Origin of the sequence: Christiangramia gaetbulicola (assembly GCF_003054225.1) — a bacterium.
Lineage (GTDB): Bacteria > Bacteroidota > Bacteroidia > Flavobacteriales > Flavobacteriaceae > Christiangramia > Christiangramia gaetbulicola.
This window is the reverse complement of record NZ_QBKQ01000001.1, coordinates 910996-933159: the sequence shown is the minus strand read 5'-3', so window position 1 is coordinate 933159 and position 22164 is coordinate 910996. Positions and strand designations below refer to the sequence as shown.

The 22164-nt window shown below is 42.8% G+C and carries 16 protein-coding genes; 1 reads left to right on the top strand and 15 read right to left on the bottom strand.

The features are described 5' to 3' along the window. Nucleotides 1–156 precede the first annotated feature (156 nt). From C8P64_RS04215 to C8P64_RS04195, 5 genes are all read right to left on the bottom strand, one after another. On the bottom strand, nucleotides 157–1731 hold the full coding sequence (locus C8P64_RS04215; RefSeq protein WP_211307590.1) for an arylsulfatase: 1575 nt from the start codon (nucleotides 1729–1731) through the stop codon (nucleotides 157–159). Nucleotides 1732–2157: 426 nt separating this feature from the next. Then, nucleotides 2158–3177 carry an HAD family hydrolase gene (locus tag C8P64_RS04210; protein WP_108170781.1) on the bottom strand — a complete coding sequence of 340 codons (1020 nt, stop codon included), beginning with the start codon at nucleotides 3175–3177 and terminating at the stop codon, nucleotides 2158–2160. A 50-nt stretch (nucleotides 3178–3227) separates the two neighbouring features. Beyond that, complete coding sequence (locus C8P64_RS04205) at nucleotides 3228–4778, bottom strand: arylsulfatase (protein WP_108170780.1); 1551 nt, start codon at nucleotides 4776–4778, stop codon at nucleotides 3228–3230. Nucleotides 4779–5184: 406 nt separating this feature from the next. After that, nucleotides 5185–7080 carry a DUF3604 domain-containing protein gene (locus tag C8P64_RS04200; protein ID WP_108170779.1) on the bottom strand — a complete coding sequence of 632 codons (1896 nt, stop codon included), beginning with the start codon at nucleotides 7078–7080 and terminating at the stop codon, nucleotides 5185–5187. A gap of 141 nt (nucleotides 7081–7221) precedes the next feature. Continuing rightward, nucleotides 7222–9117, bottom strand: coding sequence for a DUF3604 domain-containing protein (locus tag C8P64_RS04195; protein WP_108170778.1), 1896 nt, complete (start codon nucleotides 9115–9117; stop codon nucleotides 7222–7224). Nucleotides 9118–9258: 141 nt separating this feature from the next. Here C8P64_RS04195 and C8P64_RS04190 point away from each other — a divergent pair, with 141 nt between their 5' ends. Next, nucleotides 9259–11124: a DUF3604 domain-containing protein gene (locus C8P64_RS04190; RefSeq protein ID WP_108170777.1), complete on the top strand. Its 1866-nt coding sequence runs from the start codon at nucleotides 9259–9261 to the stop codon at nucleotides 11122–11124. A 207-nt stretch (nucleotides 11125–11331) separates the two neighbouring features. Here the strand turns inward: C8P64_RS04190 and C8P64_RS04185 are convergent, their stop codons facing one another. The 10 genes from C8P64_RS04185 to C8P64_RS04140 form a co-directional block, all read right to left on the bottom strand. Continuing rightward, nucleotides 11332–12252: a metal ABC transporter substrate-binding protein gene (locus tag C8P64_RS04185; RefSeq protein ID WP_108170776.1), complete on the bottom strand. Its 921-nt coding sequence runs from the start codon at nucleotides 12250–12252 to the stop codon at nucleotides 11332–11334. Beyond that, a complete protein-coding gene (locus C8P64_RS04180) occupies nucleotides 12249–13427 on the bottom strand; it encodes an ABC transporter permease (RefSeq protein ID WP_108170775.1) in 1179 nt (392 codons plus the stop codon). Before C8P64_RS04180 ends, C8P64_RS04185 begins: the two co-directional genes overlap by 4 nt. Continuing rightward, nucleotides 13420–14166 (bottom strand): ABC transporter ATP-binding protein, encoded by a 747-nt coding sequence (locus C8P64_RS04175; protein ID WP_211307589.1) that lies wholly within the window; start codon nucleotides 14164–14166, stop codon nucleotides 13420–13422. The genes C8P64_RS04180 and C8P64_RS04175 overlap by 8 nt, the downstream gene beginning before the upstream one ends. Further along, nucleotides 14100–16226 carry a hypothetical protein gene (locus C8P64_RS04170; RefSeq protein ID WP_108170774.1) on the bottom strand — a complete coding sequence of 709 codons (2127 nt, stop codon included), beginning with the start codon at nucleotides 16224–16226 and terminating at the stop codon, nucleotides 14100–14102. The genes C8P64_RS04175 and C8P64_RS04170 overlap by 67 nt, the downstream gene beginning before the upstream one ends. After that, entirely contained in the window at nucleotides 16219–17070 is an 852-nt protein-coding gene (locus C8P64_RS04165; protein WP_108170773.1) for a peptidyl-prolyl cis-trans isomerase, read from the bottom strand. Before C8P64_RS04165 ends, C8P64_RS04170 begins: the two co-directional genes overlap by 8 nt. Before the next feature lie 198 nt (nucleotides 17071–17268). Beyond that, on the bottom strand, nucleotides 17269–17919 hold the full coding sequence (locus C8P64_RS04160; RefSeq protein ID WP_108170772.1) for a YiaD family glycine zipper/OmpA-like lipoprotein: 651 nt from the start codon (nucleotides 17917–17919) through the stop codon (nucleotides 17269–17271). A gap of 12 nt (nucleotides 17920–17931) precedes the next feature. Further along, nucleotides 17932–18756, bottom strand: a complete 825-nt coding sequence (locus C8P64_RS04155; protein WP_108170771.1) for a tetratricopeptide repeat protein — start codon at nucleotides 18754–18756, stop codon at nucleotides 17932–17934. Between the two features lie 241 nt (nucleotides 18757–18997). After that, nucleotides 18998–20443 carry a hypothetical protein gene (locus C8P64_RS04150; RefSeq protein WP_108170770.1) on the bottom strand — a complete coding sequence of 482 codons (1446 nt, stop codon included), beginning with the start codon at nucleotides 20441–20443 and terminating at the stop codon, nucleotides 18998–19000. A gap of 32 nt (nucleotides 20444–20475) precedes the next feature. Next, complete coding sequence (locus C8P64_RS04145) at nucleotides 20476–21117, bottom strand: hypothetical protein (RefSeq protein ID WP_108170769.1); 642 nt, start codon at nucleotides 21115–21117, stop codon at nucleotides 20476–20478. Nucleotides 21118–21386: 269 nt separating this feature from the next. Then, nucleotides 21387–22157 (bottom strand): META domain-containing protein, encoded by a 771-nt coding sequence (locus C8P64_RS04140; protein ID WP_108170768.1) that lies wholly within the window; start codon nucleotides 22155–22157, stop codon nucleotides 21387–21389. Nucleotides 22158–22164 lie beyond the last annotated feature (7 nt).

Below are 22164 nucleotides of genomic sequence, written 5' to 3'. Positions count from 1 at the left end.
TTAAAAACGATTTTTTAGAACTTCTATATAATTGATCCTCCAGACTTTTTGAAAACTATGGTAGAGGCATAAATAGCCGAAGACAACCTGAACTGACCCAGACCATCTTCGGCTTCTCAACTAATTTATTTTCACAGCTCCTGAAAGGATCTAATATTATTGCCTTGCCTTATTGATGAACTCATCCACCACGTTAGACATATCAAAGGATTTACCTCCCTGTACCGGTGGGTACTCTGCCAGAGTTTGCAAATGCTGACCCATTAATTCACCCATTGGCTGAATAAGCCAGGAAACTTTCTGCATTAAATGCCCATAAGAATCGGTACTGTCATAACTTTCATACGGGTCCATGCGGATATTGAAAACCAGCGGCACAGTACGTGGAACTACGTTGGCATAATAATCTTCCTTGGTAGAGAAATGGAACTTCCAGGGTCCCATTCTCACGGCGGTAAGTTTGCTTTCGTAATAATAGAAAATATGGGTTCGCTCAGATTTATCAGATTTTCCCATCCAGTAATCCAGGTTGTTCAGCCCATCGATATACTGCTTTTTCTCGTTCATCATCTTATCTGCCACATTATCTACTCCCGCGGCCGCGGCAAGCGTGGTGAACAGGTCCATATGGCTTTGTATACCGTTTAATTGCTGACCGGCAGGGATCTTGCCTGGCCATCTCACCAAACAGGGAACCCGAACTCCACCTTCGTAAGTGGTCATTTTTTCTCCTCGGAAAGGAGTAGTACCTCCATGAGGCCAGGAAGCATGTTCAGGGCCATTATCTGTGGAATAAAGTATGATGGTGTTGTCAAGCATTCCCATTTCTTCCAGTTGGGCCAGTACATAACCTATGTCTGAATCATGTTGCAGCATCCCCGCTCCATAATAATCTGCTTCCGAGGTATATTTTTCGACCTTATTCAGCCATTCCTCTTCGACCCTGGTATACAGGTGCATCCTACTGGTATTTAACCATACAAAGAATGGCTCGTTGGAATCTTTAGACTCTTCTATGAAGTCAAGTGCTTTTGGAATTACTTCCTCACGATCAAAATTCTTCATTCGTTCCTGGGTAAGCGGGCCTGTATCCTCGATACGTTGTTTGCCTACCGGACCAAAACGCGGATCTGAAGAACTATTGTTTTCATTGGTAGCAAATGAATGTATCACTCCACGAGTACCGAATTTCTTTTCGTATTCTTCCAGGGAACCGGAATAGGCTTTTCCAAAGTTCTGGTAATCCCTTTGTTCGGCTTCCTCCTGGGTGTTCAGGTGGTAAAGGTTGCCGAAGAACTCATCAAAACCATGAACGGTTGGTAAATGCTCGTTTCGGTCCCCAAGGTGGTTTTTTCCGAAATGACCTGTACGGTACCCCTGCTTTTTCAATACCTCTGCCAGACTTGGCGATTCCTTTTTCAAACCTAATGCGTCTCCCGGCTGACCAACGGTGGTCATCCCCGAACGTATAGGGTACTGCCCGGTTATAAATGCGGCACGTCCTGCTGTACAGGAAGGCTGTGCGTAATGGTCTGTAAAAATGATCCCTTCTTCACCTATCCGGTCAATATTGGGAGTGGTATAAGCCATTACCCCGTGCTCATAAGCACTCAGGTTGGTCCAGCCAATATCATCTCCCCATATCACGAGGATATTGGGTTTTTCCTGTGCCATAACTGAATTAGTAATTAGCCCAAAACACAAAATTAAAATGGCGAAATTTTTTTTCATAAGTATGATTTTAGCGGTTATTAAAAATTGGTCTCTCTCAAATAATAGTACCAGGTATTTTTGCCTGATATGTAAACACAGGATTTCAGTTAAAAAATTGGGTTAAGTTGCTATGATGGCGCGTGGGGAAAGAGCCACCTATCATTAAAGTCCTGTAATGGTTATGAGATTCAGATTAGTTATGCCAAAATGCAAGCATTAATTTAGCAAAAAAAACTTACAAAACACCCTAACTAACTATAATTCAGATATTTGTAGTGATTGTAAGCAGTGAGCGAATATTTTTAACTAATGTTTAATCTGCTTTACAAAGAGGTTAAACCTGGAAAGAATCACCATGAAGGTCAATTTTGCATTTTTCAAACAAAAAATACCGGTAAGCATGATACTTACCGGTATTTTTGGAATTAATTTTTTAAGGACGATCTAGAAGATCTTTAGAAAATCTTCTTTCATATTTATAACTAACCAATTCTTTTCTTTGGCTTTTTCCAGCGCAGTTTCCAAATGCCCGCTCAACGTTTTGGTATCATAGGCATATTCCCGATCATCATCTGTATGATATAACAGAACACACATGGTGTTATAATTTGAAGCGCTGGCATATTCCATCATGGCCTGGTCACCATCGCTGTTTCCACCTACGAATACTGGTCTTTTGCCAATAAACCTGTGGATAGCTTTTGGCTTGGCCTCCTTATCATCGAAGTACACATCACCCTCGATCTTGTTTATTACCGGCTCGCCATCCTTAATTTCAAAATCTACTTCTCCATAACTTCCTATTACCTGGTAAGGCGGAATGCCATAAACTTCTTCGGTAAATACCCTCATAAAATCTGCACCCCCACCACTTACGATAAAGGTTTTGAAATCATGCTCTCGAAGCAACTCCAAAAGTTCCAGCATGGGTTGATATACCAGGGCATCATATTTTTTATTGAATTTCTGGTTGGTGGCCGTGTCAAGCCATTTCCGAACAGCTTCCGAAAACTCTTTTTCGCTCATAGCTGTATGGGAAGCATTCACGGCTTTAAAAACTCCTGGAACTCCTGCCTTACTTAAACCACTATAATTTCCTTCAGAAATTTCTTTTAAGAATTGATCTTTTTGCCATTCTGGATGATCGTCCTTCTTTGCCCGGATATAATCGAAGGCAAATTGTAACTGGTTTGGCCAGGGCTGCTCCGGCCATAAAGTGCCATCATTATCAAATACCGCGATCCTGTCCTTAACCGGGATAAAATCTGAAGAGGTGGAATCGGTCACCTTATTCAACCAATCCAGGATCTCTTTTTGAGGTTTACTTGCCCAGCTTTGTAGTTGAGCTGACTTTTTCTCCTCTGCAGCAACAGGTTTCTCAACATCCTTTTTTTCCTGTTCTCCACATGAAAAGAAAAGGCAACTAAAAAAGATGTATAGAATGTATGATGTTCTTGTGCTCATAGAAAAAAATTAAAGGCGGACTTATTTAAAGACCGCTCTGTAATTAACACTTAGTTTCCACTAACCGTGGAGTTCAAAGTTTCCTGAATTGCACTTAAATTAAATGCTCCTGGCTTCTGGCTTGGAGGGTATTCCTTCATCGTAGTAAGAAATTGCCCGGCAAGCTGCTGAATTGGCACCAAGACATAAGCCCTGTCTAATAGCCAATCATAATAGGTATTAGAATTATGCTGAGCTTTTTCGAAAGGATCCCTGCGCAGGTTTTCAACAAGCGGAACTCTCAATTCTCTCCAGGGTTCCATCCATACACCAAATTTTTCCCCGGTATTTTCAAGGAAGACAACCTTCCAGTCGTCATATCGGGCAGCTACGATGGCGCCATCATCATTTACATACCAGAATTCATGCCTTGCCGACTCGTCACTTTTACCGCTTAGATAATCTAACTGATTATAGCCATCTATATAATTCTTATAACTTCTTCCATTAAGGTTCACTCCATTTTTTATCTTTTCCTTGATATTAGCATCTCCGGCTATGGCGGCAAAGGTTGGTAGCCAGTCTTCATGTGAAACAATGCCGTTAAGGGTTGTGTCTTTAAGGAATTTTCCGGGCCATTTCACAAAAGTAGGGACCCTGTAAGCTCCCTCCCAGTTGGAATTCTTTTCTCCTCTAAACGGTGTTGTTCCGGCATCTGGCCAGGTATTATAGTGAGGACCGTTATCTGTGGAATACATCACTACCGTATTATCTGCAATTCCCAATTCATCCAATAGGTCTAGTAATTGCCCAACATGCATGTCGTGTTCTATCATACCATCGGTATACTCATCATTGCCTTTATTCCTGTGCTCTTCCTTTACATGGGTTCTAAAATGCATACGTGTTCCATTCCACCAGACGAAGAAAGGTTCCCCGGCTTCATGTTGTTTTTTAATGAAATCACTTGCTGCCTTTAAAGTTTCCTCGTCGATGGTTTCCATACGTTTTTTGGTTAGTGGGCCGGTATCTTCTATACGCTGGCCTCCTTTACCATCTGCCCAGGAATGGATCACTCCTCTTGGCCCGTATTTATCCCTGAAGGTCTGCCCATCTTTCATTACCATATCTGCTGGATAATCATAATTTTCAGGTTCTTCTTCGGCATTTAAGTGATAAAGATTACCAAGAAACTCGTCAAATCCATGCATTGTTGGTAAATGTTCATCCAGGTCTCCCTGGTGATTCTTTCCAAATTGTCCCGTAGCATAGCCCAGGCTTTTAAGCACGGTAGCCATGGTCACATCGGTTTTCTGCCACCCCTGAGCTGCACCGGGCAAGCCTACTTTGGTCATTCCTGTGCGTACAGGAACATTACCTCCAATAAAGGCCGCTCTCCCTGCGGTACAGGACTGTTGGGCATAATAATCGGTAAATGCGATCCCTTCCCTGGCTATCTTGTCGATATTAGGGGTGTGGTATCCCATCATTCCGCGGCTGTTGTGACTAATGTTCCAGGTTCCTATATCATCGCCCCATATCACCAGGATATTCGGTTTTTCCTGGGCGAAGCATACACTAAGGAAAAGACACAGACACATTGTAGTGAAGCTTTTTTTCATAATTGCTAAGTTTAGTTATTAAAAGTTAAGATCTCTCTTGAATACTGCTTTTTCAATTTAGCCACACGTTTATGCCTGGCTTTAAATACCATTGAAATTAGGGGTTAAGTCACCCTGATGGCGAGTGGGGATACGGCCATCTTGTGTAGAGATTATATTGGTGGTATTATTTAGATTAGATTTTTCTAAATTTAGAAAAAAAACTCATTGAATCAACGTTAAGTTATTGTAAACAAGACGTTTGTGCGAAAATACTGGGTTTGACGCAGTATATTTAACAATTGTTCATTTTAAAAGTTAAACAATTTAAAGTCAATTATATAGGCTGAAAATGCATTTTTCGGCAATTTGAAATAAAAAACCTGCAATTTTATGAATTGCAGGTTTTTATCGTTGGTACAGATTTCTATTCCGGGTTATACCAGATAGGGGAACTGTAAACCCGCTCCTGAATGGTGGCAGGATGATTGGTTTCCTTCACATCTATCCCCAATTCTATAGCGTCCAGTAAGGAATACCTTGGCGTTGGAATTTCCAGTACCCTAACGTAATAAAACGCACTTTGCTTGGCATCAAATTCTGGATCGGTCCACAAGGTTGAGAGCTCACTGGCTCCTATGCTGTTGGTATACTTTCCTGTTTTAAGGTCCACCGTGTTACCTACAGCCTGGCTACCATCGGTACGGTCACCGGAAAGAGCCACATCAAATACCTTTTCTTTTGATTTTCCATCGGCTCCCAACCAACCTTTAACCACCTGAATTCTATCGAGATTGGCTCCATCAGGATCCTTCATTGCGGCGATCATAAAAGACGGAGCCTTTCCTTCAGTATTATAAAGATCACCACCCATAGGTACTCCTTTATCATAACCCGTTTTAACCATATTTTCTCCAGAAACATCATCTTCAGCATACTCGAAGCCGCCGAAAAATCGCAAGGTGATCCGTGGGCCGGTGGTGGCATAAACCTCTTTTCTTTTAAATGCATCGACCAGACTTTTACGTGTATTGGATTCAGCCCATACGCCAACCCATCCGGCTGCACCCATATCCCAGCCTTTGGAAGAGCCAATCCCTGTAGGATGTGGCCGTTTTTCTGGAGTGGCATCATGCTGCCCCTTCCCGGCAAAATTATTTTCTTGGATTGCACTCATTCCTGTGTGGGAATCTGAACTACCAATAAGTCCAATCTTATATGGATTGGTACCTAGCTTTTTTTCCAGTTCCAGGCCGCGCATAAGGCCTGTTCTAACATAATCTGCAAGGGTTGGGTCTGGCCTTGTACCCTCGGGGGTTAAAGCAAAATCGTAGGTTTCAAAATCGGCGAACTCATCATTAGGAGATAGCGCCGGATGTGTTTCAGAATCTCCTTTGATCTGGGTGATCTCCACGGCTCGTTCCCACTTCATTCTTTGTAGAGCGTAAGCTTCGTCCACCGGTTCACCGTTCAAACGAACCTCAGGGAACATGAGCCCGAGACTGATATTTGGATTATGCGGAATCGCCACAAAATCGGCTCCTGTTCGGGAACTGGTTTCATCGAGCCAATCCCAAAGATCTTCAGGATCATCACTGCTTAAGGCGCTATATGGTATAAATTTACTGGCTACTTCCTCGTCCTGGGGCATAAAAACTATCCGGTGAAGGTTCGCCCCGCCATTATTTGAGCTCCATTCCCAGCCAATAAGGGTTGTGAATTTCCCGGGATCATTGTGAGCTTTGGATGTTTCCAGGTAATTATTCCAGGCTGTTTTTCTTTTTTCACCTCCAAGATCGTTGATCAGGTCTTTACCGGTTAAATTGGCTTCATTTGGCTTGTCAAAGGCTGCATAATTCAAAATGTCATAGATCTTCTGCATTCCTTCTTCATCTGCGTTCGGAGAAATTTCCAGGAATGCCTTTCCAGATTTGGTATCAGAAATTCCAGGGGTGTTTTCATACATCAGGGCGATAGAGCCTAGTAATTCGGCATGGTCTGCCACTACAAGGAAGTCCAGTGGTTTGCTTAACTGCATGGTTTCGCCCGTGGTAGGGCTTTTCACCGCTTCCCCTTTGGCGAACCTATAGGCGATCTCCGGGGTGGAATTAGGAGTACCAAACAGGTAAACATCGAATGAGTTCCCCGTATGCTGGTGCGTATCTCCCCAATAAACCTCTTTAAGCGGATTCTCTGCAACTGCTTTAGTTTCAGCCCTACTATTGATTGCTAATTCATCTGAATTTTCCTTTTTTTCATCTTCGCAGCTCCCTAAAAGGCAAAGACTGAACAGTATCCCAAATGGCTTCAAAAAATTTTTCATGGTTGGTAGTTTTATTGAACACTTTTATCTCGGAATAATTTTGCAAAAGCGCATATTAAGATACTAAAAATCTGAATTACAGTTATTTAAAAAATAAAAGCCCGGTTTAAAATCCAGGCTTTTTAAAATTTTATTCATTTCCTACTCCGGGTTATACCAGATGGGAGAACTTACTCCTCGCTCCTGGTGTACCAGGGGAACTTCATCTGGAAGGTCCAGATCATGTCTTATTTTATCATATAATGTCCAGCGGGGTGTTGGGATCTCCAACACTCTTACATAATAAAAGGCGGGTAATGCTGAATCGAAGTCGGGATCGGTCCAGTAGGTAGTGAATTCAGTATCCCCAATATCGTTGGTATATTCTGCAGTTTCCATATCTACTGTATTTCCCACTGCGGGAAGCTTGCCACTATTATCAAGCTTTCGATCTCCCGACCAGGCTACCTGATAGATCTTTTCCTGAGTCTCACCATTTGCATCTACCCAGCCTTTGATCACCTGTACCCTGTCCAGGTTCGCACCTTCCGGATCCTTCATCGCCTGGATCAGGAATGTTGGCGCTTTATCATTTTGAGCAGCGCCAAGCATGGCGCCCATGGCTACACCTTTATCATATCCATTTTTTGCCAGGTCATTTTTATCTTCTTCGGTATAGTCAAAACCTCCAAAAAACCTGATCTTCATACGCGGACCGGTAGTGGAAAAAGTTTCTCTTCTATACATGGCTTCCCAGATATCCTCACGGGTATTAGATTCTGCCCAGACACCCATAATACCAGAAGCCGCCATTTCCCAGCCTTTATAGGCATCGTTGTTCCCTGAAATTAATGGAAAATTCCATCTTTCCTTATTGCTGGGTTCCACGGTTTTAAACTTCCCATAGAATTCGTCTTCTTCTACTGATGATATTCCCGTATGCGTATCTGTTGCACTATTGGAGCCATACATAAAAGGGTTAACTCCAAGTTCCTGTTTGATCCTCATCCCAGATTTAAGCCCTTCACGCCAGTATTCATACTTCCAGGTTTCCTTTGATTCCTTTGGCTTCAACACCAGGTTACCACGATCCCAGAGTTCATAATCGGCGAATTCATCTTCTGGGGAAAGGAATGGGTGAGCTTCACTCTGCCCTTTATACTGGAACAATTCCATAAGTCTTTCATATTTCTGTCTCATTTGAGCCCATTCTTTGGTCATAGGGGAACCATCGAATTGTTGTTCTTCATACATCCGGCCGTTAGACATATTACCATTATGAGGAATGGCCAGTAATTTGTCCCCGGTTTTGGCCTCATAATTGGCCATCCACTCCCAAAGTTTCTTAGCGTCTTCAGATTCAAAAGTTGTAAAGGGAAGGATATCACGAGCCTGGTCGCCACCTTCTTTATAGATTATATTTCTATGCAGGTTATCTCCACCTCCGGCATTCACCGTCCACTCATAGGCGGTAAAGGTGGTGAATTCACCGGGACGATAGAATTGCTCTGCCGCATCAATGGTTTTATTCCATGCGGTTTCCATCCATTTTGGATCCATTATTTGGTCTGGTAACTGTCCATTAGACTGCAGGTTGATGACCTCACTTTTGGCATCACCTGCAGCTTCTTCACTGCCTGAAGCAAAAGCCTCGTTCCACCTTTGCAGCACTTCGCTTTCCATCATTTCCGGGTTTCCATCTATCACTTCATTGATAGTTCCCATTCCATCGGAATGATCGGTGATCATAAACCAGTCATAAGGACGAGATAACTGAGTTTTTATTCCAGAATTTGAAGTGACTTCTTCACCTATGGCATATCTATAGGCATCGGTTGGAGTCAGGGTTGCTCCATCAAGGCCGGCATCAAATGACCAGCCGGTATGCACGTGGGTGTCTCCAAAGTAGGCTTCCTTTAACGGATTTCTTTCGATCTGCTCGCTTTCCATATTGTTGGAAGCAGTTTCATTTTCGGCATTTTCCTTTTTTTCATCGCCGCAGCTCCAGAAAAGGCAAAGGCTTAATAGTATCCCAAGCGACCTGAATAAATTTTTCATAGTTGGTAGTTTTTTTAGTTACACAGAAATTTTGTGCAAAAACATTTTTGCAAAAGCGAACATTAAGTTACAAAAAAAGGCATATAAAAAACTGTTTTTCAGTATATTAGATATTCTGTTAACTTTCTAATACATTTTAATATGAAGCTGCGACCTTATTTTTTCGTATTTGTCCTCATAATTTTCATTTCCTGTAAGTCTGATAAAGATTCCGAAGATACCGCCCAAACTTCTACAGAAACCGATGAACCTGAGATCCAGGAAAATCCAACAAAAGATGTTTATTTTGGGAACCTTCATGTGCATACGCAATGGTCTTTTGATGCTTATATCAATGGAGCGGCCTCCGGGCCTGATGGGGCTTATCGCTGGGCCAAAGGCGAGCAGATCCCTGGGGGTGGAGATGGTACTCCTTTAAAGATCAAGAAACCGCTGGACTGGTACGTAGTATCAGATCATTCAGAGTTTATGGGATCCCTACCCAAAATGGCAGATCCCGCTCATCCGGCTAGTAAACATCCGCTGGCAGCCGATGTTACCGGGGATGATCCAAAAAAATCCTTTGATGCTTACACGCAGATACTGGACATGATTTCCAATGGTAAAAATGATTCTATCCTAGGTGATCCCGAAGTCCAGCAGGATTTCTGGAAACAAATTTGTGATATAGCTGATAAGCATTATGAGCCAGGAAAATTTACCACCTTCGCCGGGTATGAATGGACATCTAATCCAGACTGGCAAAACCTCCACCGAATCGTGGTTTTCGCTGATACTGAAAATGTACCTCCTAAACCATTTTCGGCAATAGATTCTGATGTGCCGGAGAAACTCTGGGAGTGGATGGATTCACAAAGGTCACAGGGAAATGAATTATTAGCGATTCCTCATAACGGAAATGCCAGTGATGGTCTCATGTTTCCGGTTACCAAATCCTATGGTGGCAGTGAATTGGCTGAAGCCTATGCTGAAACCCGTATGCGAAATGAGCCATTGTATGAGATCAGTCAGATCAAAGGAACCTCTGAAGTACACCCGCAACTGAATCCTAAAGATGAGTTCGCTAATTTCGAGCTTTGGGATTATACGCTGGCAAGTACAGCGACTCCTCCAAAGAATAAAAAAGGAGGTTATGCACGGGACGCTTTGTTGCGTGGTATAGAGTTGCAGGATTCTAAAAATATTAATCCTTTTAAAATGGGTTTTATTGGGGATTCTGACACGCATAATTCCGCCGCATCGATCGAAGAAGATAACTATACCGGTAAATTTGGTTTTGAGAACGATCCTAAGCATCGCATCGATGGTCCGCCTGGGGTTAGCAAGGAAGCAGCCAAGCAGGTACGTGAATTCAGCACCGGAGGCGTGGGAGCGATCTGGGCTACGTCTAATACACGTGAGGCTATTTTTGAGGCCATGCAGAGAAAAGAAACCTTCGCTACTTCAGGTCCCAGGATGAAAGTACGTTTCTTTGCCGGCTACGACTTTAATGAGCAAATTCTGGATAATGATAATTGGCTGGAATCGGCATATAGTGAAGGAGTTCCTATGGGCAGTGATCTTTCGGTAAATTCAGAAGGTAAAGCTCCTGTTTTTATTATTCAGGCATTAAAAGAAACCGACGGTGCTAACCTGGACAGAATACAGGTAATAAAAGGATGGGTTGACAATGGCAAAAATCAGGAAAAGATATATAATGTGGCCTGGTCTGGGGATAGAAAACTGGATGGAAATGGTTCACTTCCAGAGGTTGGAAATAGTGTAGACCTGGAAACCGGTAAGTATAGCAATGATATTGGGGATGAGGCTCTTTCTACAGTTTGGAAAGATCCAGATTTTGATCCTAAACAACATGCATTCTATTACGTTAGGGTTTTACAAATTCCCACTCCGCGCTGGTCCACTTTAGACCTTATAAAACTGAACCGGCCATTAAGGGATGATCTTCCCAAGACCATACAGGAACGAGCCTGGACGAGCCCCATTTGGTATAGTCCATCAGAATAAAACAACATAAACCGGGTTTGCGCCCGGTTTTTTTATTCCTGGGGAGAACCTGAAGAAGTTCAGGTTGACGTAATATTGATTTCAAGAAAAGCGTCATTCTGAATTTATTTCAGAATCTCAAGAACTAAAGTAGATTTAATGAGAACCTGAAACTTTCGAAGTATCGGGACAGGTTGACGAAAAAACGATTTTTAGACAGCCTATATTTTATTCAGAGATCTTCTGCAGGCTCTGCAGGTTCTTGAACAAAACCTCCTGCATATCCAGGTTTTCCGGCTGCCCGAACAGTGGGTTCACCACAACAGAAGTCACTCCCATTTCCTCCAGGCCTTTACGCATAGCTTTGGAGGGTTCATCTTCCCAAACCAGGTAGGTCTTTTTGCCTTTTTTAGCCAGGTGTTCTATCTCATGTTTTTTATCCTTGTCCCAGCCGTCTGAAGTTTCCCAGTGCAGGTTTTCGCCTTTTAGTCCGTAGGCGTTTTGCAGGTATTGATAAACAGGATGTGAATAGATCAACTGTACCTTTTCAGGATCTATTTCCAGGTTCTGGTAGTTCTTATGCAATTCAGAAAGACTGTTTTTCAGCTTTTCAAAATTCGCCTGGAAGTCTTCACCTTTACCGGGGGCTTCTTTTTTCAGCGCTTCGTTCACTTTTTCGGCCTGGGCTATCGCCAGGGAGAGGTCCAGCCAGGTGATACTGGCAGTCCCTTCGTGGGTATGTTCACCGCCTTCCCCGTGGCTATGGGTAAATTTTTCTCCCAGAGGAAGCATTTTATCCTGCATACCTTCGGTGGTATTCACCATATCTTCATTCTTGAGAGTAACATTGTTCAGCCATTTTTCGAAGGTGGCTCCGTTCAGCAGGATAATATCTGCTTCCTGCATTTTTACGATATTTTCAGCCCCGGGAACCCAGTCTGAAGGGTCGGTTTCGTCACTGGCGGGAAACCTGAGGTCTATAGCATCACCGCCTATCTCGCTGGCGAAATAATACAGGGGATAATTGCTTACATATACCACCGGTTGTTTTTCAGGCTCTTTGGTTTCATCCGGTGAACTTTGTTTTTCTTTATTTTTACAGGCGAAAACCAGGACCAAAAGCGTCAATGATAAAATGATCTTTTTCATGAGATGAATTTTTCGATTAGGGGAATTCCAAAATTTCCCATCAGTAAAGTTAATAATCCGGAAATGATTATGGCTGAAATAAGCACGATGCCTACTTCGAGGCTTAGAACGCTCCCAATAAAATTACGGGAAGCGCCAATATGTTTCATGGTAGTGAGTTCGGCTTTTCTAAGTTTAATGGAAAGAGCGAACACAAAGGCCAGGATCGCGAGGCAGGCAATGCCAATGATGACCCCAGCCAGGATCAACAGGTCACGCACCGAGATCATGGTATCTACCAGCTGGGCAATGACTTCTGCCGGCACCAGCATTTGCGCTGCATCCTGTTCGTTCTCATAACGTCCCCTCAGCATCAAAGCCGATTTACGGTCATTTGGCTGAACGATGATCGCATTTACAGGATAATCGCTGGGATCTCCATGGAAGTGGAAGGAATTGATATTTTCAGGCGTGATCTCGGTATAAGAAAGTACGGCAGGACTGGCCACCGCCTGAGTTTCATTCTTATTAAGCAGCAAAGTGTCGTTTTCAATTTGTTGCAGGTCCTGGTGACCGTGAGCTTTTCCCGAAATGACCCAGCTGGTCTTGATATCTGTAAATACGGCTTCGTCATCGGGCGTACCGGTCTCTGCTAAAATTCCCACCACGCTCATCTTCAAAGGAAAACTTCCGGCTACATCAAAAGCTCCTGAAGGCGAAGAGATCACTGAACCACCAACTTTTGCATTGAGTTTTTCAGCCGCTTTAGCACCCAGGACACATTCACCCAGAATGGCCATTCTTCTTCCTTCTTTTAATTCCAGTTCCCGGAATTCAAAATAATCTGAGGTAGTCCCCACGATAGGCTGTTCCTTCACCTGGTATTCCAGGTTCAGCGGGATGGGTTTACCCAGTTGCTGACTCTTCAATTTTTCAACTTCCCTGTATTCAAGTGGTTCGATCTTTGGCTTTTTAAAATATAGCGAGCTTAAACTAAGTTCGGTCTCGCTGCCTTTTGCCCCGACTATCAAAGGTGTTTTTTCTGCCCTGTCCATAAGATCTGCCGAACCTTTATTCACCAGGTAATTAAGTCCCAGAGGGATAAAGATGACCAGCGCGATAGAAAGTATAAGCAGCAGGGTCTTGCCCCAGTAGAACTGCAGGTACTTCCAGGCTATGTAAAAACTGTTACCCATTTAGCTCGTTTTTATCCTTATAATTCGAATAATCCAGGATGTTAATGATGCGGTGAAACCTGTGCAGGATCTCCTGGTCATGGGTAACCATGATCAAAGTCGTTTTAGTTTCATCGCAATAGGAATCAATGATATCCAGAATCCTATCCCGATTCACCGGGTCCAGGTTAGCGGTCGGTTCATCGCAAATAAGCACTTCGGGTTTGGTGACCAGAGCCCGCGCGACCGATACCCTTTGGCGTTCTCCCTGCGAAAGCTTCGCCGGGTAGCGCTTTAGTTTATCTCCAAGTCCCATGGAAGCAGCAAGTGCGGCAGCTCTTTCTTTAGTTTTCTCTTGAAGTTGTAAAATAGGATTGATTCTGAAGGGCAGGAGGATATTATCCAGTACGTTGAGGTATTCCAGTAATTCGAACTGCTGGAAGATAAGCCCCATTTTCATCAACCTCATGTCTTTCAGGTCCTGTTGGTTCAAGGCGCTTAACTCGATATCCCCGAGAAAGATCTTCCCAGAAACTGGCCTTACAATTCCCGAAATAAGATTCAGTAAGCTGGTCTTCCCGCAGCCGCTTGGTCCCGTAATGGCCAGTTTTTCAGATCTGCCAATAGCAAGTTGCGGGATGCTTAGATTAAAAGAATCCCTGGTATAAAAAAACCGGATCTCTTCAAGTTTGATCAAAGGCTGGAAGCCGCGATCACTTTCCGGTCTTCGGAGGTGAGGTTTATCTTTGAGATCTTCCATTTATTGTCTATAGATTTTAAGGCAATAGTGCCGGTATAGGAATTCTTACGGTAGTGTATATGTTTTAAATGCCGTACCCGGGCAGTCACGGTCCACTGCACAGGATATTCAAAGACATCTTTATCTGTTTGCAAATCGGGCTCTCCCAGGCTGTTCAATTCTACCTCCTGTACACTTACTTCGGCACCTTCACGCAGGCCTATATTCAACCTCCTGCGGCTGTCCAGGTACACATTATCAAGCAGTTCGGTATCTACATTCCGCGAGAGTTCCTCGAACAATTTCTCTTCATCTTCCTCATTGAAGGCAGTATAGGTATTGGAAAGTACATTTTCCATGATAAGTTTCATTCCCTGCTGGTCCAGGTCTTTCGCCTCGAACCACGGATTATTAATGCCAATATGGAAGGGCAATAATAGGATGGCCAGGATGACCAGGCTCAGGCTGAGTACAGGTTTTCGTGATTTCAGTTTCATCTGCCGGTGGATCTTCCGGTTACGTGGCCAGGAAATTACCGCCGCGATGATCAAAACCAGGCTTAATATAGGGATAGGAAGGCTTCCGCTTAAATATTCTGAAGCGATACCTTCAAAATATTCGTTACTGAAAAGCTGAATTACCAAAATCAGACCGAAGCCCAACAGCGCTGTGGAAATGATCTTTTCAAAAATACCTGAAGCAGGCCTGTTAGTTCGAAAGCTTCCCAGGATGCTGATAAGAAATAATCCGAAAACGAGGAAACCAACCGATCGCCCCACAGGAAAAGACAGGTTATTGTTGGCGAAGGCTCCCAGGATATTTCCAGAGAGAAGGGACCCCAAAACGATCGTGAGCAGGAGCATTTGTTTTGGAAGCGTTCCTTTCAGCAATAAAATAATACTGCTGATCAGGATCAGGGCGAGCAGCATTATTTCGGCATAAGGAATGGAAAAGCCGTTCATAAGAAGGATCAGCCCCATTGTTGAAAAAATGGCAAAACTTAAGCCCGTGGTCATTAAATTTCGCGCCTGGCCGATTATTGCTAGCAGAAGAAAAAACAACAGGTTCACTCCCGGAATTTGCGGAAGCATAGAGGGTGTTCTCCAGAAAAGGCTGGCCTCAAAAATGAATAATCCCAGGCTTAGGGAACCTATAAGAATGGAGATGGGAACAAGGATCTTTTCGAAAATATGGTAACCTATTAAAATATTCCTGAGCTGGTAAAATAGTATTCCGGCCAGAAAAAGTCCCAGTGCGATCCCCAAACAAAAAAAGACAGAATAGCCCAGGTTTTCTCCCGGGGTGAGCACCATTTCAATTTCCTGGAGGTTCAGCACATTTCCCAGGAATAGTCCCGGAGCTAAGATCAACAGCAATGAAAATGAATTTAGCTTGCTTTTACTGGCTTGCAAACTAATAAGAAATGCTATGAAAAGACTGGTTACGGGAAAAATCCAACCGGGAGATTTCATTAATTCGAAGCTTCCTAAAAGGTAGCCGGCTATTATAGACAGGAATAGGGCGAGGTAATATTTTTTGTTTCCGCTTAGGCCTAAAAAGAAGATCAACGAAAGCAGGAAAAGGTAGAAATAAGGCTGGAGGAGCAATGCCCTCGCGCCGTTAAGGCTGCCAGTTGTAAGTAATTCCAGGCTGGTGGGAGGATAGGGCACTTCAAAATAAGCCATGGCCGGGCTCAGTTTCCTGTTATAGCTGCGACCATCCAGCAAGTTTATTACGAGCAGGATCTCTACCTGGCTGCCCTGAAGGCCTTCAATCCCAATTTGCTTCCCATAAATTTGCTCCTGTTTGCAGGCAATGTTCCAGGTAAGTACTTTAGAATAGGCAGAACCAGATATCTCGGGTTGGCTTAGATTCTCGCAGGTTTCCGGTAATACCGGGCTGGCCTTGAGTACCTTGCCGTTGATCACGGGCAGGGTAAAGAACACTTCAAAAACACCAGATTCAGTTTCGGTAAGTTCGAGCCTGGCGGGATATACGATATCTGCCCTGAAATCTGCGGGGTTTAAAAAGCAAATTCCAAGGAGGAGAATATATACCAGCTTTTTTAAGCTTCTAATCATTCAGCAGGTCTTTAGCGATACCTTCATAAACCACGTCATATTGCTGCCTTAGCTCGGTATAGAACTGTTCTTTGGCCGCCCGGGCCTCTTCATACTGCAATTCGGTAATGATGGCGTCTTTAACTGTTTCCAGGGGCAATGGTTCAGCCGGTAATTTTTCGGTGATATATACCAGGTGCCATCCAAATCCAGATCTTACCGGGCCTTCCCAGGTATTTAGTTCCAGTTCTTCCAGTGGTTGTATAAAGTTTTCGCCCAGGGTTCTTATTATTTCATCTGCACCTGCTTTCTCAAAATTCCTGGGTAGCATTCCTTTATTTCCGGGAAGATCTTTGGCTGTTGGTGTGAGCTTATCTGCATTTAATTTTTCGCGAATTTTTTCAATTTCTTCGGAAGCAATTCCGCCATCGAAATTCAGCTGGGTAAAAGAATAAATGGGAGACCGGGTAAATTGATCCTTTCTCAGGTCATAATAAGCCCTGATCGCCTCTTCAGAGATCTTTTTTTCCTGAGCCTGGGATTCGGCTAGCATATTCATTTGTACGATAAGGCCCCTGCGGATCATCGAATTATTCTCATCCATATCCTGGTTTAGTGCCTCACGGTAAAGTATCTCTTCGCGTACATAATTTTCCAGCATTCCGCTAAGTTCTTCCTCGGTAGGCATACGGTTCCAGGTACGATTCCAGCTGGCGATTAGCTGGGCGACGTCTGCATTGCCCACCAGTACTTTTTTATCTTCCAGTCCGGGTTGTTTGGGACCATAAATGATAAGCAGAATAGCCGCCAGAGAAAGGCCAAAAAGTATGATTCGCGCTATAGGCTTTTTCAGAATAGAGAGCATAGACAGGTCCTTTGTTTAAAGTTTAAAAATTCTCTTTACCGGTTTAAAAGTTCTGGATTTGAAAAGTTTAGGTATTAAAAACTAAACAAAAGATACACTTTTTTTGGATACTGTTAAGACCGTAGCAGTGTGCTACAGAAAATAAAAACACCGCCTGTATAACTACAAACGGTGTTTTCAGAATGGTTAATAAACAAACTAATCTAATTCTCCTTGTTTCGCGGCGGCTACCATATCATCATTGGCGTAAATAGCCAATTCTACTCTTCGGTTCTTAGCGCGGTTGGCATCATCGTTGGGATATTTTGGCTGACTTTCCCCATACCATTTGGTAGTAAGCCTGGACGAGCTTACTCCCTGGCTTACCAGGAAGTCTGATACCGCCTGTGCCCTTTTTTTGGATAACTCCATGTTATAATCTTCTGCTCCGGAATCATCGGTATGACCTTCGATCAAAATATTGGTATCATCATATTTCTTAAAAACATCGGCTACACTTCTAAGCTCATCTTTATAGGAATCACTGATGTCGGCAGAATTGATCTGAAAAGCGAGGCTGGAATCGAAGGTCATATTGATACCTTCTCCCACGCGATTTACCTCGGCAGTAGGTACGGCCTGCTCGAGTTCCTTGGCCTGTTCATCCATGTGCTTACCTATTAGGTTTCCGGCAGCGCCTCCAACCGCGGCACCCGCAAGGATACCCCAGATACTTCCTTTAGATACTGCTGCCCCAATGAGGGCTCCACCGGCAGCACCGGCTGCAGTTCCTTTTTGTTGTTTATTCATTGTTCCGCAGCCGCCAATACACAGGCTTACAACTAATAATAAGGTGATCGTCTTTTTCATATTTTCAAGGTTTTATTTGCATACCAAGGCAGCGAACATGTCTTTATTCATGTCCCGCCAGCCCATTTCAATAGCTTTTTGCAGGTCTGTACAGAGGGTTTCTTTTTCTGACGCACTCATTTTTGATCTTAATTCCTGGGCATTGGCAGTGCCATATTTATTGTCCATTTGTTTCAGCCTGGCCTCACTTCTAATGATATACATTTCCATATCGTTCTTCCCGGCAGCCTGGGCCTGGTCGTAAGCGGCAAAGGCTTTGTCATATTCATTATAATTCACATAGATATCGCCTTCCTGTATCATGATGTTAGGATTCCCGGGATCCAGGGCTTTTGCTTTATCCAGGTAAAAAAAGGCAGAATCTGGAGAATTCAGTTGCCGGCTGTATAAGGCACCCATCAACGCGTAGTTAGAGGCTCTTTCTTTGGTGTTCTGGTTATTTTCGGTAAGGTTCATTACCTGTTCAAGGCTTTCTTTTGAAGCCTGTATATCTCCTTTTTTATTCTGGGCCATGGCTTTCTGGAACCAGGCGTTCAGGCTTTTTTGCTTGGTGATGTCCAAGGCAAGATCGGCTTCTCTTATAGCATCATCATACTGTCCCAGGCCATTATATGCTTCGGCTTTAGCAACACTGCGCATTTCACGTGCATCCTTGGTCTTACATTCGCTGGAAAACTCATCGAGTATGTTCAATGCTTCCTGAAAGGCGTCCTGTTCCAGGGCAGTTTCTGTTTTTTGATAAATTTCCTGGCACTTTTTACCCATGGTAAAGGTTTGGGCATGAGCCGCTGTAAATAATATAGTACTGATGAATAAAACTAAACCTAGCCTTTTCATAAATTCAATTTTAATGGATGTTCAAAGAATTAGACCTGTAGAAAGACCTGTAAATATCTTCCGCTAAATAGGGTTTAGTTTGGGATAATTTGAAATGAGGATTATAAATTTAAAAATAAAAAGAATTATAAATCACTGAAAAACAGTAAAATAAGAAATGTTTAAGAATATTTTACGAATTGTTGGACTTGTTGATACTCTGGAAATCAGTTAAATATTTACAGATTCTGACCTCTCGATTTTATTTATTCTTTTCAGGATTAAGCCTGTTAAGGTAGAGCGTATAGCCCAATAACAGGCCAATATTGTTATAACTCGCCCGGGTAATAGTGGTGGTACCTTCAAGAAGGTTGACATCCTCTGGATTTATATTTCCGGGCTGTTCATATTTCCCGGTATTACCGGTACTAAAGAGAAGTCCTAAACTTAAACTGCTATTCTTGTGATCAAGATTCACCCCGCCGGTGAAATGATAAATATCCCAGGAGCTGATGGTGGTTTTTATTCCAGGACCATCATTGAGCCTATCGTCGAAATAAGACATGTCGTTCCTCGCACTTATTAACAGCGATAAGGATTCGCTCATTTGATGTTCATATCCAACGGCTATATTAAGCACTGATTCTGCACCCGCCCTGTTCCTAAGAAATCGGTCGCTTTGCAACTCCGGGGCAAGCTCGGCAGGCCTAACGAAAGTTCCAGGTACAGGTTCCATGATATCATAAATATCGATGGAATTATAGTACTGTATGGCGATTCCTGCACTGGAATTTCCTTTATTATAATTGGTCCCCAGGGCTACCGAAAACGGAGATTTGTAAGTGCTTTTTAACTCGGCCTGCCTGGCCGTGGCCACTCCGCTAATTCGATTATCGTCTATGAGCGTTAAATTTCTTACCGCGATGTTATTAGCCAGGGTTCCCTGCCCGAAAAAGTTTACCGATGGAGTAGTTATAGTAAGGCCGGTACTCCAGGATCCACTTTTATAAACCGCGCCTAATTTGGCGGCATAACGAACATTGTAATATTCTGCGTTCTGGTTCTGGTTTGCACCAACCAGGGTGCGGTTTTCGTCGTTCATAAAAACATAGGAAGAAAAGTTACGCTGGTAAGAATGCGAACGTACCGTAAATAAATTACTCAATCCTGCCGACCAGTTTTCATTCAGTTTTCTTCCAACGCCCAGAGCAAAGATGATCTCTGAAGTCTTGGTGGTAACCGCGGCTTCAGCAACCAGTTCCTCCAGGCCTGGACTTTCAGGATCGTCGATCACCTCAAAACTATTGTCTAGCCGGGCAATTCCTTTAAAACTGAAATCTACCGGGGTGATGAAGGCATAACCAATTTTCCATTTCTGGTCTTTCATCTTTATCATTCCGCCGGCGAGAAGAGGAACAGAACCTACTTGCATGCTTTCAAAATCTGCCTGTTGACCCAGAGCATTTTCAACTCTTATATTTCCAATTCCGTAGGCGCTAGCGTTGATAGAAATAGATGAATTATCAAGAAAACCAAGCCCTCCCGGGTTATAATAGATCATCGTATTATCATTGGTTCCTCCAAGGACAGCCCCGGAAAGCAGGGCAGACCGGGTCCCGTATTGCTGGGTCCAGTAATGCGAATCCTGAGCCTGGCCGCAAAAAAATGTTGCTATGCCCAGTACTAACAGGAAAAATGATCTTTTCATAACCCGTTGACTTTAATGGTTATGGATGGAATTTATTTTTTCAAAACACCATCCTTAATTAGTTCATTGATCATTGCCTGGGTATAATCCCTGGCGAATGAATCTATGTTTGAAGGATTTACCGTCTTGGATTGGGCAGACCAGATAAGTTCTTCGGTAGTGGCATCATATAAATTACTCTCTAAATAGTAGATCTTATCTGTTTTATAATATCCAGGATCATAGGTCATGGGATACATGGTATTGTAATAGGAATAGAAATTGCCGTAGTAGCCACCATATGACATTGGAGCGTAATAGGTAGTAGAACCTGGTACATACCTGGTTTCAGATTCCTTGTCTAGCAGGGTCACGGTAAAGATCGCATCTGCGTTCTCTGCCCTTACCTTATCAAGAATTTCGCTTTTGGTGGGTTGGTTCGTTGAGGTAAAAGTTGTTGAAAAAGTCTGTTTGCTGGTAGACGCTTCAATTCCTCTTTCTCGTGCTGCTGAAGCCAAATTATTCTCGAGGGCATTCTGTACGTTGGTATTGGGAGTTAACGCGGCAATAAATACTTTTTTATAGGAAGTATTAGCGGCAATATTATCCTTGGTCCAGGCGCCTACAATTTGAGTGTTGGTTCCGCATGAAAAAAGAACTATTGCGATCAACACACTTAAAACATTAGTTTTCATAGCTAAAATTGTTTTTAGATTTATATAGTAGTTAATAAAAGAATGAGCGCAGATTAGAAGAATTCCGCTCAAAAACAATTAAATATAATAAATAAAAACCTACAATATACTGTTTAGCAGTGTATTAAGAATTTTTTGGTCGTTTCTATAAAATGTATCAGCTCTTGCGAAAGCTGTTTTTCGTCATGAAGATTTTAAAAATCATGGAGATAATAAGCCTAGTTATAATTCAAATTTTATAAAAATATGGCTTTGTAATGATGAGGTTTTCAATTGAAATAAACGGCTTCAAATTTGGCGAGAGGAGCCATTCTTGCGCGGTTTAATTGCAACCTGTCTTCATTAAGGTTGTAGTTATCTACCCTTTCCATGACTTTAAGAAATTCATTTTCCTGGGTCATATCTATACAGGCTTTCATGGTAGTTGCCATTTTACTGAAATTTATTCTATTACCGGGTAATATTTCATATGAGCCATTAAAATTATTACAACCGGCAAAACCACCAATTCGCTGGTCCTCTGGTCTTAAGATGAAATGAATTTCTCTCTGATTTCCCTCGGTCTTTACAGGTTTTCCCAGTAGTTCTACCAGTTTCCAGTATTTGTTGGTCAGATTATTTTCCTGCTTTTCGAGGATATATTTGTCTGCAAGTTCATCTTTGATCTTATCCCCGTTTTTATCCAGCTTAAATAGCCTGTTCTCGCCAACCAGGAACATATTTGGTTCGGGAAGACCTTCTAAGGTCACCTTACTACCATCATCGCTCCATTTAAATTTTCCGGTTTTTGTAATAATTTCAGCATCTTCCTTCCCCTTATATCTGGTTTGGTAGCTATAGGTAAGATCATCGTTTAAAATGACCTTGGTTTGAATGCCTTCATAATCTGCACATGGCAGCACTCCATAATAGGTGCCGTTCCAGTCTAATGAGTTTCTCGAATTGTCTCCCATAGATTCCGTGCTTTTATTGTTCATTTGTGATTTACAGCTTAGCATCATTAATATGCCGGTAATAAAAACGATCACTAATTTTTTCATGGTTTCC

Excerpts from the sequence above, each read along its gene's own strand:
- C8P64_RS04160 (WP_108170772.1), bottom strand. The coding sequence starts at position 17,919 with ATGAAAAAGACGATCACCTTATTATTAGTTGTAAGCCTGTGTATTGGC.
- C8P64_RS04205 (WP_108170780.1), bottom strand. The coding sequence starts at position 4,778 with ATGAAAAAAAGCTTCACTACAATGTGTCTGTGTCTTTTCCTTAGTGTA.
- C8P64_RS04140 (WP_108170768.1), bottom strand. The coding sequence starts at position 22,157 with ATGAAAAAATTAGTGATCGTTTTTATTACCGGCATATTAATGATGCTA.
- C8P64_RS04185 (WP_108170776.1), bottom strand. The coding sequence starts at position 12,252 with ATGAAAAAGATCATTTTATCATTGACGCTTTTGGTCCTGGTTTTCGCC.
- C8P64_RS04145 (WP_108170769.1), bottom strand. The coding sequence starts at position 21,117 with ATGAAAACTAATGTTTTAAGTGTGTTGATCGCAATAGTTCTTTTTTCA.
- C8P64_RS04150 (WP_108170770.1), bottom strand. The coding sequence starts at position 20,443 with ATGAAAAGATCATTTTTCCTGTTAGTACTGGGCATAGCAACATTTTTT.
- C8P64_RS04215 (WP_211307590.1), bottom strand. The coding sequence starts at position 1,731 with ATGAAAAAAAATTTCGCCATTTTAATTTTGTGTTTTGGGCTAATTACT.
- C8P64_RS04195 (WP_108170778.1), bottom strand. The coding sequence starts at position 9,117 with ATGAAAAATTTATTCAGGTCGCTTGGGATACTATTAAGCCTTTGCCTT.
- C8P64_RS04155 (WP_108170771.1), bottom strand. The coding sequence starts at position 18,756 with ATGAAAAGGCTAGGTTTAGTTTTATTCATCAGTACTATATTATTTACA.
- C8P64_RS04190 (WP_108170777.1), top strand. The coding sequence starts at position 9,259 with ATGAAGCTGCGACCTTATTTTTTCGTATTTGTCCTCATAATTTTCATT.
- C8P64_RS04175 (WP_211307589.1), bottom strand. The coding sequence starts at position 14,166 with ATGGAAGATCTCAAAGATAAACCTCACCTCCGAAGACCGGAAAGTGAT.
- C8P64_RS04170 (WP_108170774.1), bottom strand. The coding sequence starts at position 16,226 with ATGATTAGAAGCTTAAAAAAGCTGGTATATATTCTCCTCCTTGGAATT.
- C8P64_RS04180 (WP_108170775.1), bottom strand. The coding sequence starts at position 13,427 with ATGGGTAACAGTTTTTACATAGCCTGGAAGTACCTGCAGTTCTACTGG.
- C8P64_RS04210 (WP_108170781.1), bottom strand. The coding sequence starts at position 3,177 with ATGAGCACAAGAACATCATACATTCTATACATCTTTTTTAGTTGCCTT.
- C8P64_RS04200 (WP_108170779.1), bottom strand. The coding sequence starts at position 7,080 with ATGAAAAATTTTTTGAAGCCATTTGGGATACTGTTCAGTCTTTGCCTT.
- C8P64_RS04165 (WP_108170773.1), bottom strand. The coding sequence starts at position 17,070 with ATGCTCTCTATTCTGAAAAAGCCTATAGCGCGAATCATACTTTTTGGC.